Raw genomic sequence first — 16,306 nt, forward strand, 5'->3', positions numbered from 1 at the left:
AAGCAGCAGGATATGAACCGGATTAACGTGGAACGGCTCTAGGAAAATAAAGCTATCACCAAAGGCTCGCTATCAGCGGCCGGTGGCAACTGACATGTTGCCTTTCGAGGTGCCGCCTTCATTTTCCAATTCTGGGTTTTTCGCGTTCCTGATGCAACATGAAGTCAGAATATCTTGCTGGGACAACAAGAAGACTGTGCGTTGGATTGCGCCCGATGACAGGTTCGACGATGCATTCCGGATAATATTCAGGCTCGCTGACAAGACCCACGAGAACTTCCGAATATATTTCGAAGCTCATGACGGCAAGAATCTAGCAGTTCGAGAGTGGAAGATTTTTTCAAACTGGACGATGCCGTTCAATTTTCGAATATCCCATAAGGAGACCGAATTTCGCCAGCTATCAGTAATACATCCACAAGCGCAGATGTTTGTGGCTGAATTTTACCAGTTGCACGCTTCAGAGATTCTCTATCATTGTTCCAAGAGCAACTTCTCGATCAGGTTTCCAGCATCTGTCGCAAGATCCGTCAGATACAAAGATCGGCTCTTCAAAGAGAACGTCGGGGACTCAAACGACTCTATTGAGGAGGCTGGGAAGGAGTATGAAGGTTCAGGATCATACTTCACCTACAGCAAATACAGTAATATTTTCAAGTTCTACGAAAATTATGCATACTTGAACGCCGAGCGCAAATTCGGAACTCTATACAAGCTCGATGTATCGAGCTGCTTCGACAGCATATACACCCATTCCATTACATGGGCCACGCTTGGACAAGAAGTTTCCAAGGAAAATTTAAATAATCTCGACACTACATTTGGAGGTAAGTTTGATAGACTTATCAGAGAATTAAATAGAGGTGAGACCAACGGGATTGTAATCGGTCCTGAATTTTCGCGAGTATTTGCTGAAGTTATTCTTCAGGATGTCGATAGAAGCTTGGAGAAAGTTATTCTGTCTGAGTACGGCCTGAAGAACCGGGTTGACTATGAAATATTCAGGTATGTTGATGATTATTTTGTCTTCTGTAATCGGGAGGTGGTCGCCACATACATAAAGCGTCATTTGTCGGAGTTGCTGAAGCTTGTCAAACTCACTTTGAGCTCCGAGAAATCAGAGCGTTACGAGAGGCCAATAATCACTCCGCTCACGATAGCTAAGAATAAAATAAGTAACTGTCTTGCAGAAAGGATCGTGACGAATGTTGAGAAAAAAAGCGACCCGCATAGCGGTGATGACATTGATTACTTCAGTGTCAGAATTCAATCTAAAAGCCTGATCGTAGACTTCAAAGCAGCACTAAAGGACAGCGGAGTAAAATATAAAGACGTTTTAAACTATACCCTTGCAGCAACTGAGAAGAAGGTGAACTTCATCTTTCGAAAATTCAAAGGCAATCACGATAATCATAAGGATTACCGAGAGTTAGTTTCAGCTATGTTGGGAATGCTGGAATTTTCAGCGTTTATTTACGCAGCTCAGCCTCGAATTAATTTTGCTGTCAGGTTAACGCGTATTATCGCCACAATAGTGGACAAATTGCATGAATTTGAAGTTGAACGAGACCTGAAGGATCGCGTCTTTAAGTTTATCTTCGACAGCATAAATCGACACATAAAACATACGCCCCATGATCGCTTTCATGAGGTCGAAACGCTTTCTCTGCTGCTTGCTCTTAACAAGTTGGGGCGCGGCTATAGAATTCCTGAACAAAACATCGCGACCTTCGTTGGGTTGGAAATCAGTGACGCCGGAGATTACTCATTCAAGCGACACATGAGCTACTTCTCGATTTCTGTTTGCCTGCTCTACATAAGAAATCAAGCTAGGTATGGAAAGCTCCATGACTTCCTAGAAGCCGAAATCAAGAAAAAGTTCGAAGATAGAAGTGCCTACTTGCATCAGGATTCGGAGCTCGTAATCGCTGCGCTCGATCTTCAGTGTTGCCCTTACATTTCTCAAGGGCTCAAAGAATATATCGCGACCAGCTACGGGGTTGAAACTGCGCGACTACCTTTGCTTCAGCGTGCGTCTCCTTACTGGTTTACCAACTGGGAGAACTTTAATCTTTCGAGAGAACTTGACAAGAAGCGTGCTCGCGAAGTTTATTAAGGCTAGAGCGGCACCCAAGCTAAATTGCCATACGTGGAACTCTTTGAGTGAAACGTAGTTGCGGCACACACACAAGCTCCATGTCCTGCGTGCCTATAGACGTCATCAGGGCTCCATCGGTGGTCGGGGTGCGCCACCGACACTATCTCATCTGAGATGAATAGATATGCCAAAGTTTAAACAGTTAAGTGTTTTCCTTCGCTACATTTGGCCACAATATCTGTTATGGGCGCGGAGGTGCCGGGAAGCCAAGGTACACGCGCTCCGGTCGCCAGGTCCGCTGCCGGCGCAAGCCGGCCGATAGACTTTGAATCCAGTTATGTCCGCTATGAGGAAGGCGATGAAACGTCCTGAACGTCTGTCATGAGGCGGAAGCTGCCGTGCCTTCAAACGAAGTAAACGCCTGTATTCAAGTCAGCAGTCCCAAGACGTGCCCATCCGCAGGCTGAGAATCTGGGGGCAAGGCCCCCAGAACACCCGTGTCACCAGTTCCGGCTGAGCAGCCAGAACTCCTCGCTCGTCAGCGTCACCGGCTGGTCGCTGTCGGCGGCGGCGGCGGCCAGGGCGTGGATGCGTTCGATCATGATCGTCTTGCGCTGATGGGCCTCGCCCGTCTCCTTGATCTGCGCGAGCGCGTCGAGGGCGGATTTCGCGGCGCGGGCCGTGCGGGCGGCGTCGAGGGCGGCGTAGGACATGGGCGTCTCCTGTGGGTCGTGGTGGCGGCCAGCATAACAACGCGGACGCCCGATTGGAAAACCGGCACGCGATCGCGGCTCCGGGAATTCGCGCTTGGCGGGGACAGGGCGGTTTCTGCTATGAGCGCACCGCCATGACCGATCCGATCGCCGATTTCGATTTCGACCTGCCGAAGGACCGCATTGCGACCGAACCCGCACGGCCGCGCGATTCCGCGCGCCTGCTGCATGTCCGGCCCGGTGTGCCGCCTGCGCTGCACATCGTGCGTGACCTGCCGACCCTGCTGCGGCCCGGCGATCTGCTGGTCACGAACGATACCGAAGTCATTCCGGCGCAGCTGACGGGCAAGCGCGGGGAGGCCGCGATCGGGATCACGCTGGACCGCATCCTGCCCGATGGAAGCTGGCATGCCCTGGCGCGGAACGCCCGCAAGCTGAAGCCCGGCGACATCGTGACTTTCCCGCGGTCGGACGTGACGGCGGAGATCGTCGTGAACGAGGGCGACGGGGCCGTGGCGCTGCGGTTCAGCGTGGCGGGGGACGCATTCGATGCGTTCCTGAAGGATGTCGGCGCCCTTGCGCTGCCGCCCTATATCGCCCGCCCCGAAGGCCCTACGCCGCAGGACGCACTCGATTACCGCACGATCTTCTCCGCGCATCCGGGTGCGGTCGCGGCCCCCACGGCGGGCCTGCATTTCACGCCGGAGCTGCTGGCGGCGCTGGAGCAGGCCGGGATCGGCCGGTGTGCCCTGACGCTGCATGTGGGCGCGGGCACGTTCCTGCCGGTCCGGACCGACATCGCGCATCACAAGATGCATGCGGAATCCGGCATCGTGACGGCGGAGACGGCGGATCGCATCAACGAGACGCGTGCGCGGGGCGGGCGGATCGTGGCGGTCGGCACGACGTCGCTGCGGCTGCTCGAAAGTGCGGCCGGCGAGGACGGGATCGTGCGGCCGTGGTCCGGCGAGACCTCGATCTTCATCACGCCGGGCTATCGGTTCCGGGCCGTCGATCTCCTGATGACCAATTTCCATCTGCCGCGCTCGACCCTGTTCATGCTGGTCGCAGCCTTTGCCGGGACGCAGACCATGCGTGATGCCTATGCTTTCGCCATCGCGGAGCGGTTGCGGTTCTATTCCTATGGCGATGCGTGCCTGCTGGAGCGCGCGGCATGAGCGCGTTTCACTGGCGCTGTTCGGCGACGTGCGGCCATGCGCGCGCGGGCATGCTGAAGACGGCGCATGGCGATGTGCCGACGCCGACCTTCATGCCGGTCGGCACGGCGGGGACGGTCAAGGCGATGACCATGGATTCCGTGCGTTCGACGGGGGCCGGGATCGTGCTGGGCAACACCTATCACCTGATGCTGCGGCCGGGCGCGGATCGCGTCGCGGCACTGGGCGGCCTGCACAAGATGATGGACTGGCCGGGGCCGATCCTGACGGATTCCGGCGGGTTTCAGGTCATGTCGCTGGGCGCGTTGCGCAAGCTGGATCAGGATGGCGTCACGTTCCAGTCGCATATCGACGGATCGAAGCACCGGTTGACGCCCGAGATTTCGACGCAGATCCAGCACAAGCTGGATGCGACCATCACCATGGCGTTCGACGAGTGCCCTGCCCTTCCCGCGACGCCGGAGAACCTGCGCAAGTCGATGGAGCTTTCGATGCGCTGGGCGGCGCGCTCGCGCGAGGCGTTCGTGCAGCGCGACGGCTATGGCCAGTTCGGCATCGTGCAGGGCGGCACGGAGCGTGACTTGCGGGAATACAGCGTCCGGGCGCTGGCCGATATCGGCTTCGAGGGCTATGCGATCGGCGGTCTGGCGGTCGGCGAGGGCCAGGCGCTGATGTTCGAGACGCTGGACTATACGGCGCCGCTCCTGCCGCCGGATCGCGCGCGCTACCTGATGGGGGTCGGCACGCCGGACGACCTGCTGGGGGCCGTCGAGCGCGGCGTGGACATGTTCGACTGCGTGATGCCGACGCGGGCGGGCCGCACCGCGCGCGCCTATACCGAGCGCGGCACGCTGAACCTGCGCAATGCGCGTCATGCCAACGATACACGCCCGCTGTCGCCGGACTGCGACTGCCTGGCATGCGCGCGTCATTCCCGTGCGTATCTGCATCACCTGTTCCGGGCGGATGAAATTCTCGGGCCGATGCTGCTGACATGGCACAATCTGGCCTATTATCAGCGCCTGATGCGGACCATCCGCGCTGCAATCATCGCGGACGACCTGCCGGAGACCGCAAGGGCCTTGCGTGCCGGATGGGCCTCGGAAGACTGGACGCCGGACGAAATGCCCTATCCCGACCTCTCGTGACCGGGAATAATATTTCCCCGGCACGAAGAGAAAAAGCCACGCCGTAAATCGCACTATAAAATCAGAACTTTTTTGGTTCTTTTCTACAAAAAAGAACGCTTGTCCCCCCGGAGGCCCATGCCCCCAGACCTGACCACACGCATCGCCGAACACGCCCGCGACCTTGGCTTCGACGCGGTCGGTTTCTGTGCGGCGGAACTTGGCCCGGAGGCGGGCGATCGTCTGCGCGAGGCGGTGGAGCTGGGCTGGCACGCGGACCTGTCCTGGCTGGCCGAACGGCAGGAGGCGCGCGCGCAACCGCGCGCCTTGTGGGCGGAAGCCCGGAGCGTCATCGCACTGGGGCTTTCCTACGCGCCGGATGGCGATCCGCTTGAGACGCTCCGCGAGCCGTCATGCGGCAACATCTCGGTCTATGCACGGCATCGCGATTATCATGACGTGATGAAAGGGATGCTCAAGCATCTGGCGCAGTTCGTCGTGAAGCTGGCCGGCCCTGACGGCGCACAGGTGAAGGTGTTCGTCGATACCGCGCCCGTTTCGGAAAAAGCACTGGCGGAACAGGCAAGACTGGGCTGGCAGGGCAAGCATACCAACCTCGTGTCACGCGAGCATGGTTCGTGGCTTCTGCTGGGCGAGATCTATACGACCCTTGAGCTCGCGCCGTCCGAACCGCGCGCCGGATCCTGCGGCTCCTGCTCGAAATGCCTGAACGCCTGCCCGACCGACGCTTTTCCCGCGCCCTATCGCATGGATGCGCGGCGCTGCATCTCGTATCTGACGATCGAGCACAAAGGTCCGATCCCGCACGAATTCCGCAAGGCGATCGGGAATCACATCTATGGCTGTGACGACTGTCTGTCCGTCTGTCCGTGGAACCGTTTTGCCGTGGAATCGCGCCATCTGAAGCTGCGCGCACGCGAAGACCTGATTGCGCCGACGCTTGCGGAATTGGCTTCTCTCGATGATGCGGGCTTCCGGGCGAAATTTTCCGGATCGCCCATCAAGCGCATCGGGCGCAACCGCTTCGTGCGCAATGTCCTGATCGCAATCGGGAATGCGTCCGACCCGGCGCTCCTGCCCTGTGCCCAAGCATTGATGGGCGATCCCGATCCGGTCGTAGCCGAGGCGGCAGTCTGGGCGGCTGCGCAATACACATGAACACCCTCGTCAAGCGCAGTGTCTCGCTGTCGGGTCATCGCACGTCGATTGCCCTCGAGCCTGAATTCTGGGCAGTTCTCGAGACGATGGCACAGGTGCGCAATCTGTCTCTGGCCCGTCTGGTCGGCGAGATCGACGATGGCCGCACGCCGGATCGCGCGCTCGCCTCCGCGCTGAGGGTCGCGGCATTGCGCCATGTGAGTGCCGACTGATACCGGCCTTCCGAATTTGAACGCCGGGGCTCATCGTTCACGACCATACGATCGGATGCCGCACCACGACCCGCATCCGTGCATCGATGTCACGATCTCTGTGCCGTCCAGTAGTACTTCTCTCTCCGACAGAATAAGTCCGATCATGCTCTGCGCGAAATCGTGGCTGACAGGTCAAACGTTCAGTGCGCTGGCTGAAACGGGTCTGTCTGGGGCTGTTCTGTATCACCTGTTTTCCCGTGCACAGGCTCATGCCGATGACGACGTGTTGCGAATGACCTTGTCCTGCGGATTACACGTGGTGATTGTGCGCGATGATCCGCTGACGCGCGGCGTGATGCTGTATGGCGACAACCGTTATAACGGCCGGCTAACGTCGCCACCTAACGTCAATCTCCGCGTCGGCGCGTCGAACGCCGGCTTCAAGGAACTTCTGTCGAAAAGCTGACGACACGCGGATGAGCTGCGACAAGAGGCGCCCTATTGCTCGATCCGGACGTATCCGCGCGTCTGCAGGTTGAGGAATGTGACGATGCCGGACAGGTTCATCTGCGTTTCCGGCATGAACATGGACGCATCATAGTGTTGGGCTTCTGCAGCCTGCCCGCAGATCGCGAGCGTTACGCCGGCATGGGCAAGTTGCCGCAACAGGGGCAGATTGGGATTCGCACGACCGCCGGTATGTGCGGCGTAAGCCGCGTCATTTGCCGCCAAAACCACGCGAGTGCCGCGAAAAACGGCGACGACGTGCACGTGATCGGGTGTCACACCGGCTTTTGCGAACGTGTTCACGAGAGCCGCCAGTTTCTGGACCGCCGGGCTGATTCCGGTCGGCTGCGCGGCAAGGGTCTGCATGTCCACAACGATCCGATAATCGAGGGACGGGTCGGGCAGTTCGTGTGCGCCCGGAACAGCGCGCAACGTGCCGCCCTCAGGCACGGGCAGGGATGCGGCGCCGGCAGCCGGCCCCACGAGGCACCCCAGCATTGTGGCAATTCGGAACAACGGTCTCATGCAGGTCTCCTTCGCAAGGAAAAGCAGAGCATGTCGTCATGGATGCGAAAACCCCGTGTCCTTAGGTTCGGGCTGCTATCATGGATCGCTTGCGCCGCGTCTTCGTCTTCGCCAGAGTGCGCGGGGCCTTGATCGGGAGGTCCGAGAGCGTGTGCGAGACCCTGTCAGCGTTATGACGGCCGACCCATTTTCCCTTGTCCAACAGCCGCTGCGTCGCCCCGGCCGTGCCGGGCGGATTTGTGCTGCGGCTGCGCTGCTCGTGGGATTCTTCGTTCTGCCCTGTGCCCAAGCGCAGACCATTGGCGTCGAGGGTAACGACCCGCTGCTGGCACGGCCGCTGTTTGCGCCCGACCGACGGCCGACCGATGCACCAACGGCCCCAGTCCTGAACCACGATCCGGTGCTCACAGGCATCGTGCTGCGCCAGGACGAACGAAGGGCGTTGTTCGCCCCCATGATCTCCGGCATGCCGGCACCGGCGTTGTCGTCCGGCGATCTCATTGCAGAGTGGCGGGTTACCTCCATCGACGCCGATACGGTGACACTCGAAAAGAATGGGCAGGTTCTGTCCCTGCACCCGCATTTCGGCCCTGCAGCCCCGGACGATGGCAAGCCGGTGGTCGCATCGCCCCATCCGAGTCCCGCCGCCGACAGGAAGCAGATTGGACCAAGGCGGCCTTTACTCCTGCACTGAAGACATCAAGGGGACCAGTTCGCAAAGAAGAGTTCAGACGGACCTGACCCTCCACAAGGTTTATGTCGGAGTGTAAGTCAGCTTATGCAAGCTACATCGTAAAAAATTTGGGTTTTTGTCTAATTGCCTGATTGTAAAATTAATTTATAATAATAGCGGTTTGAATACAATATGAAATATAACCATCAGAGCAATAGTTTTTCTGGAAATTCCCGCAGATTGACTATATTCTAAGTGTCTCGAAGGCATACGCTACATCGACAATGCGAATGTTAAAGAAAAAAAGATCCAGGCGTCGTTTGCCGAGCAAATTGGGCATGCTAGAAACGGACAAATTTCTAGTGAGGTGGACATTGCCTGAAGCTGTAAGGTTGGTCATCTGGGACCTGGACGAGACTTTCTGGAAGGGCACTCTCTCCGAGGAAGGTATTTCCGATTATATTTCGGAAAATCATGACATTATCGTTACATTAGCCGAGCGCGGCATAATGAGTTCAATATGTTCGAAAAATGATTTCGAGCAGGTCAAGGATATCCTCGAGGAGAAGGAGCTCTGGGACTACTTCATATTCCCGAGCATAAACTGGGAGTCGAAAGGTCCTCGGGTTAAAGAGATCATAGAACTTGTCCAGCTACGGCCGGCGTCCATCATGTTCATTGATGACAATCCCGGAAACCGGGGAGAGGTCGCTCGATACTGCCCGGACGTCCAGATCGAAAATGAACATTTTGTCGAAAAAATGCTCGATGACCCGCGATTTGCAGGCAAGGAGGATTTCGATCTTTCGCGCCTCAATCAGTACAAGGTGCTTGAGAAGAAGTCCAGCGACAAGCAAAATACCGGCAATGACAACAGCTCATTTCTCCGCCAAAGCGGCATCGTGGTTGAAATAGAGCACAACGTCGAAGGTAATATAGAACGAGCCGTCGAGCTGATAAACCGGACGAATCAGCTTAATTTCACAAAGAACCGCCTTCCGGAAGATCATCAGCAAGCCATTGCCGAACTGAAGAAACAGATCACAGACCTTCCCTACGCACGTACCGTAGGGCTTGTAAAAGTCAAAGACAACTATGGCGACTACGGTATTTGCGGCTTCTATCTGTGTGAACAGATCCACGAATGGTTTGTGCTCAAGCATTTCTGCTTCTCGTGCCGGATTCTGGGCATGGGCGTCGAACACTGGCTCTACAACAAGATAGGCCGCCCTTACCTGCACATCGAAGGTGAAGTACTGAGCAACCCTCTCGATGACACAGAGGTCGACTGGATCAACAATGCCGCATCCGACACCGGGCAGAACGATTTTGCGACAGCCATATCGAAGGTCAACAACATCTACATTCGTGGTGGCTGTGATCTGGATGCAGTCGGACACTACCTTCGGTACGTCGCCAACTCCATAGTGTCCGATACCAACATCGTCCGCGACGAAAATCTCATCCGTCGGGACAGTCTTACCAACATATACGATGGCCTCGTCGGGCTAACAGCAGAACAAAAGGAAACGGTCAGCGCGCTCGGATTCGATCCGGCGTATTTTCATGCCGATTTCCTGAAAAAAGCGAAAGATGACGATGTCATCCTGCTGAGTCTGGCTGCGGACACGACCGTTCCGACGTATGTTCCTGTCGGAACGGCATCAGATGACCCGAAATTTGCATTGCTGATGCAGATCCGGGGGATCTTTCTCGACCTTGTGTCCACCTCGGCCGAGACCCTCCGGGAAAACATGAGGCATGTGAACTGGGACGACGAACTGCAGGATCGATGCTGGAACCGAGTAGAGTACCTTAGGTCCAGGTTTGAATCGTTCCAGATCACGGTCCCTTATTACAGGAAAAAACTCGACGCCGTCCTGAGCCAGATGCATTCTGGCGCAAGGATGGTCATCATTCTGCCGTCCTTTAAGCATCGGGATAATTCCGGTCAGATCGTCGTAAACGAACGTGCAAACGCGGTTCGTCAGGCAGTTCTGGAAAGCGTCAAGAACCGCAGGAACGTTCGCACTGTCGACATCATGTCAACGGTCGATAACGATGCTGATTTTGTGGATGGCGATCACATTACGCGACAAGCTTATTTCAGACTTTATGAACAGGTTGTTGCCGCGATCATGCATATGGTCGAGAATGCAGATGGAGAGATTATCGAACCTGCAAGCGAACCTTCAGACAACGACGAACCGAAAAGCGGGTTTTTTGGTAAGTTTCGTTCCAAGATAAAGCTGTTTTCCTAATCACTGCAGTGCGGTGCATTTCGGGGCTCATGTGACGTCGGTATTCATCACATGCCTCTCGAAGTGCCCCGCAATCCCGGACTTTATTTTCGTGTCCATTGTCTGCCGTAAGGACTGTGGGCGCATTACTACTCGTCAGGGTCAGCTTTCAGAACGAAGCCTGCTCTACAGGCCCCAGCAGGGTCTGGTATCGGTCTTCCACTCTGTCAGCAGGTTGTTCTTCGCTGCCGTCTTTCGTGTGACGCATTGCAGGCCGTCGAACGCGCGGTAGAGCCCTGTTGACGATCCTGCATGGGATGTAACGCTGCCGGATGCGCTGAAATTGAGTGTGTCATGCGGCTGGATACGTTCCTCCACGCTCGTCGTCGGAAGAGCGAGACCATTCCATGTCCTGCTGACGTCATCACGAAGGCGCTGGTCGACCGTCGTTGCCTGAGATGACGTTCCGTCTGCGGCGACGGTGTAGTCATAGACGAGATCGAGCGGGAAATGCTGATGCTCGTGCGTGACGTGCACGCCCTCGAAGCCGAGGCTTGTGACCGTGGTATCAAAATCGGTCGTCTGATTGATCTTCTGGTCGTAGACGCTGGATCCGGTCACGGTGAAGGTCTGGTCATTGTGATATTGCCCGCGTGCATCGACAATTGTCTCGACCGGTCCGCGCGACGTCCAGGCCATGCCCGCGATACGATAGGCGTTGTGCGCGGTAATCGAGACCGTTCCGCCTGCTGTCCCGTTCGCACTGGTGATGGTGTTCGTGCTCTGCGGGGCCGTCTGTTGCAGCGTGTTCACCTCGATCCCGCCCGGCACGGTGCTGCGTTCGTGATCGAGGGTGAGATAAAGCGTGCCTGCCACCGAGAAATAATTGTTGGCGCCATTTACCGCGAGGGCGAACGTATGCGCCTTGCCGTCGTTCAACTGCCCTGCGAACGGCGTCAGCTCAACCTGTTGCGGCCTGAACTGAAGCGTATGGATGCCCGGCGTCGGTGACCACAGATAGGGGTCGATGCCGCCGGTGAAAATCAGGGGATAAACCGGCGCCAATCCTGCAAGGGTGCCGTCGATGCTGACCTGCCCTTCGCGGAAGGTCCCGCCGCCGCAGTCCTGCAGCTCCGACGCCAGCGCATCGGTCGTGCAGGTATAGTAGAATTCGTCGCTGCTCTGGTTCTGAAGGAAGGTCTCGAGCCGAGCCGAAACGATGTTGCGCGGCAGTGTCAGTGCACGGGACAGCGTCGCCGTGCCAGTCGCGAGTGCGGTCGTCGTCCCACGCGCATCCGTGTCGAGCGGGATGACCAGATCGGGCTCAGGGGGTGCCGGGTGCTGGCGATCCGCCGGGTAGAACAGCAGGCTTGCAGTCCCATAGATCGTCGAATTGTCGGTTGCGTTCTGGTAATTGGCGATGAACATCTGGCCGAGCTGCTGCGATTTCAGCAGTGCCGTGTCTTCGGTCACATCCCGTTCGCGATGCCAGCTTGGCGCAACTGCGCGACCCGGCTCGGACGTGGTGCCGAAGAACAGCGGCACGCCACCGAGAAACAGGGTCGCCGTGCGATCGTACTGCGTACCGGCCGTAACCGAGATGTCCGTGCTGAGCACCACTTTTGCCCACGGACCGGGGCAGGCCGCAGGCGGCGTATAGGAGAACGTCGCCTGGGTTGCGCCAAAACTCGCGTTCTGCACCAGAGGCACGACGCACGGCTTGCCTTGCGGAAGTGGCGCATCCGGCTCCAGCGGCGCCGTGTCCTGACTGCCGATTTCTGCCGCCTGTGCGGAGAGTGACGTGAATGCTCCGGCCATGACTGCCGCCAGCACCAAGGACCGCACAACCCGACGCGACATCACCGGCTCCCCCATTCTGATTGGTTCGATTTGATAACGTAAACCAACCGTAAAGAAAACCATGTAACAGGCATGTCGTGGACGCATGTCCGTTACTGGAGGCGTCTGGCGGGCTCGGCACCGCTGCCTGCCGTTATGGCCGATATCCGGCAGACAGCCCCTGCCCCGATCAGGCCAGCATGGCGGGTCGGAGATCGAGATTGCGCGGCGCGGCATGCAGTGCGCGAGGATGCTCGGCGGCCGTTGCCAGACCGAAAGAGGGCGCGCACGTGATAAACGTGCCGGGTCCTGCGCCAAACTGGACACCGAACTGAATATATTCGGTGTTCTCGGGCACATCGATGGTCACCGAGCGGCGCTCCCAGCCGGTAGTGCCGGCAATCGGGCCGTCCGGCTGATTGAGTGGGCTTTCATTCATGCCCAGATTATCGAAGGCGAGATTGACACGTCCGGGACCGCGCGCGGTGATCCAGATCCGGCCGCGCCCCTGTGCATCCGTGACGCGCAGGCTTGCGCGGAAGCTGAAACGTCTGTCGCGAAAGTCCGTGGCCGCGAAACGCTGCATGACGGTCAGAAATGCGCTGGTCGGCACGTCGGACAAGCCATCCCGGCTCGCAAGCAGGATTGCCGGACCGCCATCCTCGCCAGCGCCTTCCAGCAGGTCATGACGAAACAGGCCGTGGTGGCCATTCTCATGCACGAACCAGCCTTCCGGCACCAACCCCTTGTCGGGCGCCAAAGGGCTGACTGTGCGGCCATCAGACGGCATGCGGGCTGCCAGCACGTTCCCGTTCTCGCAACCGAACTGACGGGCGACCAGTTCGAGTGCATCGGAATGGGAGATTGCAATGCGGCGTTCGGCCAGGGCTGCGCGCAACGCACGCGCCATGGTCTTGGGCGCAGGAATTTCGGGAGTGGTCATCGCATGTCTCCGTCCGTGGCGAACGACGGATCTTCATTGGGGCCTGCGTTGCCGACATCGGTTCGCCACGACGGGTAAGGTCATGCACGGGAAACCAGCCTGCGATGCGTTCACCATGCGCCGGATCATGACCCGAGCGCGCAGGCGGCGGGCCGCATCAGCCCATGTGCGCGACGCCAGCACGAAACTGGCGCCCTGCCACGCGTTCGGCCACGCGGATGTTTGATGCAGATCATGGCGGCCGGACCGGCTAGCGTCCCAACATGCCAGGGAACGAAAACGGGAGATCGCGTCGATGTTCGCCATGCAGCTCAAACGTCCGCAGACCGCGTTGGAACCTGTCGACCTGCTCGACCCAGAACCCGGCCCCGACCAGATCCGTGTCGTCGTCGGTGCGTGCGGCGTGTGCCGGACGGACCTGCACGTCGTGGATGGCGACCTGACGCACCCGGCGCTGCCGATCATACCGGGCCATGAGATCGTGGGGCGGATCGACCGGGTCGGCCCGGGCGTGACCGACCTCTCGGTCGGCATGCGTGTCGGCATTCCGTGGCTTGGCCATACATGCGGGCACTGCTTCTTCTGCACGCATGACGCCGAAAACCTCTGCGACGATCCCCAGTTCACCGGCTACACGCGACCCGGCGGATACGCGACCATGACGGTCGCCGATGCCCATTTTGCGTTTCCCCTGGGCGAAGACGGCGACGATGTGTCGCTCGCTCCCCTGCTGTGTGCCGGGCTGATCGGCTGGCGCTCGCTGGTCAAGGCCGGCGACGGGCAGAAGATCGGGCTCTACGGGTTCGGCGCGGCCGCTCACATTCTGGCACAGGTCCTGCGCTGGCAGGGCCGGACGGTTTATGCCTTCACCAGCCCCGGTGATACGAAGACGCAGGATTTTGCCCGCAGCCTCGGAGCCGTGTGGGCCGGCGGATCCGACATAGCCCCGCCGGATGCGCTCGACGCCGCAATCCTGTTCGCGCCCGTCGGCAGCCTCGTGCCCGCGGCACTCAAGGCCGTGCGCAAGGGCGGACGCGTGGTGTGCGCCGGTATCCATATGAGCGAGATCCCGGCCTTCTCCTACGACGACCTCTGGGAAGAACGCGAGATCGTCTCGGTGGCCAACCTCACGCGGCAGGACGGCCTCGATTTCCTGTCGCTTGCACCGAAGATCGGCGTGCGGACGCAGACGACACGCTATGCCTTGCGGGACGCCAACAAGGCTCTGGACGATCTTCGACACGGCCGGTTCGAGGGGGCTGCGGTCCTTGTTCCGTAAGGCGCAAATTCCCGTCATGATTTCGTGACGCCGCGTTAAGGAAACGACCGGCTATAAAGGCGCGTCCAGCGTAGCGGACACCGGAGTTTCCAGTATGCCTAACATTGTCATCACCGCTTATCGCCCGAAGCCGGGCCAGGAAAACGCCCTTCTCACCCTGACGCGGAAGCATGTCCCGCTTCTGCGGGCACTCGGCCTTGCAACCGCGCGCCAGCCGATCGCCATGGTGGGCGGTGGCGGCGTGATCGTCGAGGTGTTCGAGTGGGCCAAGGACGGGATCGCGCGGGCCCATGAAACGCCTGAAGTGCAGGCGCTCTGGGCCCAGTTCGCCGAGATCTCGGATTACGTCCCGTTGCAGGAGTTGCCCGAGACGGCCGAGATGTTCGCGACCTTCGCGCCCATCGACCTGACCGCGCCACGCCCCCAACCGCGCGCCTTCACACATGAAGCGGCATTGAGCGAGGTCGGGCTGGAGGAAGTCCTCTAAGGCCATGCCCCACGAGCCGGAGGGCCTTGTTCCAAGCCCTCCGGCCGGGACCTCACCAAACAGACTCACGAATGCCCGGCGCCTCACGTCGATGAGGCCATGGTGTGCGACCACAGGGCATGCGGCCGGCACACGGCGGAATCAGGTCCCCATTCAGGGTAACGGTGCGATCTTCACGACGAGATAGGGCCGTTCCTGCAGGTCATGTCCGTCATGAAAGGCAGGCAGTCGCGACCACTGACCAACCGTCAGCAGCAGGCTCGTTCCATCCAGCGCCAGACTGTCCGGCCAGATGAAACGCGGATCATGCGCGACCATGTGCAGCGTGCCATCCGGATCGCGTTTCAGCACGCCATGACGCTCCACGTCGGTCATGAACAGGCTGCCGTCCGGTGCCGTGATGATGCCGTCCGCAACGCCGATTTCGCCGCAATCGGTCACCGCATGGGCCAACTGCTCCGGCGTCGCCTTCGGATCGGCAGCGAGGGCCGTCGGCAGGCTGTAGAGACGCCGTGAAGATAGCGCTGACCAGTAGAGCGTCCGGCTGTCGGCGCTCAGCGCGATGCCGTCCGCACCGCCGGTTGCCGTCGTCTGATGACCGGGACGATACTGGTGCATCTGGCCATCCATCTCGATCGCGAAGCCCGGATCCGCGCTGACGGAAGGCGCGCCATCGAGCATCCGCCACGCATGCCCGGTCGCGAGATCGACGGCCAGCAGCGCCGAATGATCGGCCAGGGACGTGTCGGTGATGAACGCCGTGCCCTGCGCCCCATGCGTCAGGTCCACCCGCACGTCGTTCACGTGCGTATCGGGCCGAATGGCGGGAGCCGTCAGCGCGATGCGGGCGAAGATTGCATTGGTCTTCGGATCGATCCCGAACAGCACCGGCTGCGCGGGGTCGGTCTGGCCCGCGACCATGCCTTCATCGATCATCCACAGGCGCCCACGCGCATCGACCGTCATGCCCAAGGGAGACCGCATCCCGGACTGCGCCGCCGCATTCGGGAACGGTGCCAGTGCGCCATGGGCGTAGGTCGCAAGAACCGGGCCGGGATGCTTTGCCGCGCTGGTCGGAAACGAGATCACCACGCGCCCGTCGGGCAGCGCCACGATGCCTGACGGCTCCGCCTGCGCGAACCGCCCGATGACCTGCACATTGCCGGACGGCCGTGCGCCATGATCCACGCTGTCGGCAGCAAATCCCGGCGCCGTGCAGGCGATGCCCAGCAGGAGCGCGCCGATACGTGCGCCCGCCGGGATCATGCCTGCCCGCGCCCCTGTCTGCCTGATCGCTCCATGCACCGTTCCGTCCGTCATCCAT

Annotated in this window: 15 protein-coding genes; 10 read left to right on the forward strand and 5 right to left on the reverse strand. The window is 59.4% G+C overall.

What is annotated here, in order from left to right; translation table 11 throughout:
- Positions 1-82 precede the first annotated feature (82 nt).
- Positions 83-2,116 carry an antiviral reverse transcriptase Drt3b gene (gene drt3b, locus B8446_RS13230; protein ID WP_304650778.1) on the forward strand — a complete coding sequence of 678 codons (2,034 nt, stop codon included), beginning with the start codon at positions 83-85 and terminating at the stop codon, positions 2,114-2,116.
- A gap of 482 nt (positions 2,117-2,598) precedes the next feature.
- Here the strand turns inward: drt3b and B8446_RS13235 are convergent, their stop codons facing one another.
- Positions 2,599-2,811, reverse strand: coding sequence for a hypothetical protein (locus B8446_RS13235; protein ID WP_048850380.1), 213 nt, complete (start codon positions 2,809-2,811; stop codon positions 2,599-2,601).
- 134 nt (positions 2,812-2,945) lie between these two features.
- Here B8446_RS13235 and queA point away from each other — a divergent pair, with 134 nt between their 5' ends.
- From queA to B8446_RS13260, 5 genes are all read left to right on the forward strand, one after another.
- Positions 2,946-3,989, forward strand: a complete 1,044-nt coding sequence (gene queA / locus B8446_RS13240; RefSeq protein ID WP_048850382.1) for a tRNA preQ1(34) S-adenosylmethionine ribosyltransferase-isomerase QueA — start codon at positions 2,946-2,948, stop codon at positions 3,987-3,989.
- Positions 3,986-5,137: a tRNA guanosine(34) transglycosylase Tgt gene (gene tgt, locus B8446_RS13245; protein ID WP_048850384.1), complete on the forward strand. Its 1,152-nt coding sequence runs from the start codon at positions 3,986-3,988 to the stop codon at positions 5,135-5,137. The genes queA and tgt overlap by 4 nt, the downstream gene beginning before the upstream one ends.
- Positions 5,138-5,254: 117 nt before the next feature.
- Entirely contained in the window at positions 5,255-6,295 is a 1,041-nt protein-coding gene (queG, locus tag B8446_RS13250; RefSeq protein WP_048850385.1) for a tRNA epoxyqueuosine(34) reductase QueG, read from the forward strand.
- Positions 6,292-6,507 (forward strand): ribbon-helix-helix domain-containing protein, encoded by a 216-nt coding sequence (locus tag B8446_RS13255; protein ID WP_048850387.1) that lies wholly within the window; start codon positions 6,292-6,294, stop codon positions 6,505-6,507. Before queG ends, B8446_RS13255 begins: the two co-directional genes overlap by 4 nt.
- 145 nt (positions 6,508-6,652) lie before the next feature.
- Positions 6,653-6,955, forward strand: a complete 303-nt coding sequence (locus B8446_RS13260; RefSeq protein ID WP_048850389.1) for a hypothetical protein — start codon at positions 6,653-6,655, stop codon at positions 6,953-6,955.
- 32 nt (positions 6,956-6,987) lie between these two features.
- On the opposite strand, the gene B8446_RS13265 is transcribed toward B8446_RS13260, so the two are convergent.
- Positions 6,988-7,521, reverse strand: a complete 534-nt coding sequence (locus tag B8446_RS13265; RefSeq protein ID WP_084712337.1) for a DsrE family protein — start codon at positions 7,519-7,521, stop codon at positions 6,988-6,990.
- 259 nt (positions 7,522-7,780) lie between these two features.
- Here B8446_RS13265 and B8446_RS13270 point away from each other — a divergent pair, with 259 nt between their 5' ends.
- Together B8446_RS13270 and B8446_RS13275 are read left to right on the forward strand one after the other, a co-directional pair.
- Entirely contained in the window at positions 7,781-8,215 is a 435-nt protein-coding gene (locus B8446_RS13270) for a hypothetical protein (RefSeq protein ID WP_148506000.1), read from the forward strand.
- 317 nt (positions 8,216-8,532) lie between these two features.
- Positions 8,533-10,455: an HAD-IIIC family phosphatase gene (locus B8446_RS13275; RefSeq protein WP_158507593.1), complete on the forward strand. Its 1,923-nt coding sequence runs from the start codon at positions 8,533-8,535 to the stop codon at positions 10,453-10,455.
- Between the two features lie 165 nt (positions 10,456-10,620).
- On the opposite strand, the gene B8446_RS13280 is transcribed toward B8446_RS13275, so the two are convergent.
- Positions 10,621-12,294, reverse strand: a complete 1,674-nt coding sequence (locus tag B8446_RS13280; RefSeq protein ID WP_158507594.1) for a peptide-N4-asparagine amidase — start codon at positions 12,292-12,294, stop codon at positions 10,621-10,623.
- Between the two features lie 169 nt (positions 12,295-12,463).
- A complete protein-coding gene (locus tag B8446_RS16310; protein ID WP_048850402.1) occupies positions 12,464-13,216 on the reverse strand; it encodes a glyoxalase superfamily protein in 753 nt (250 codons plus the stop codon).
- Positions 13,217-13,511: 295 nt separating this feature from the next.
- Between B8446_RS16310 and B8446_RS13285 the strand changes: the two genes are divergently transcribed.
- Positions 13,512-14,495 carry a zinc-dependent alcohol dehydrogenase family protein gene (locus tag B8446_RS13285; RefSeq protein WP_048850403.1) on the forward strand — a complete coding sequence of 328 codons (984 nt, stop codon included), beginning with the start codon at positions 13,512-13,514 and terminating at the stop codon, positions 14,493-14,495.
- Positions 14,496-14,589: 94 nt separating this feature from the next.
- Positions 14,590-14,982 carry a hypothetical protein gene (locus B8446_RS13290; protein ID WP_199484118.1) on the forward strand — a complete coding sequence of 131 codons (393 nt, stop codon included), beginning with the start codon at positions 14,590-14,592 and terminating at the stop codon, positions 14,980-14,982.
- Positions 14,983-15,135: 153 nt separating this feature from the next.
- Here B8446_RS13290 and B8446_RS13295 read toward each other — a convergent pair whose 3' ends face one another.
- On the reverse strand, positions 15,136-16,302 hold the full coding sequence (locus B8446_RS13295; RefSeq protein ID WP_084712340.1) for an L-dopachrome tautomerase-related protein: 1,167 nt from the start codon (positions 16,300-16,302) through the stop codon (positions 15,136-15,138).
- Between the last annotated feature and the right edge of the window lie 4 nt (positions 16,303-16,306).

The organism is Tanticharoenia sakaeratensis NBRC 103193 (genome assembly GCF_000963885.1).
GTDB classification, from domain to species: Bacteria; Pseudomonadota; Alphaproteobacteria; order Acetobacterales; family Acetobacteraceae; genus Tanticharoenia; species Tanticharoenia sakaeratensis.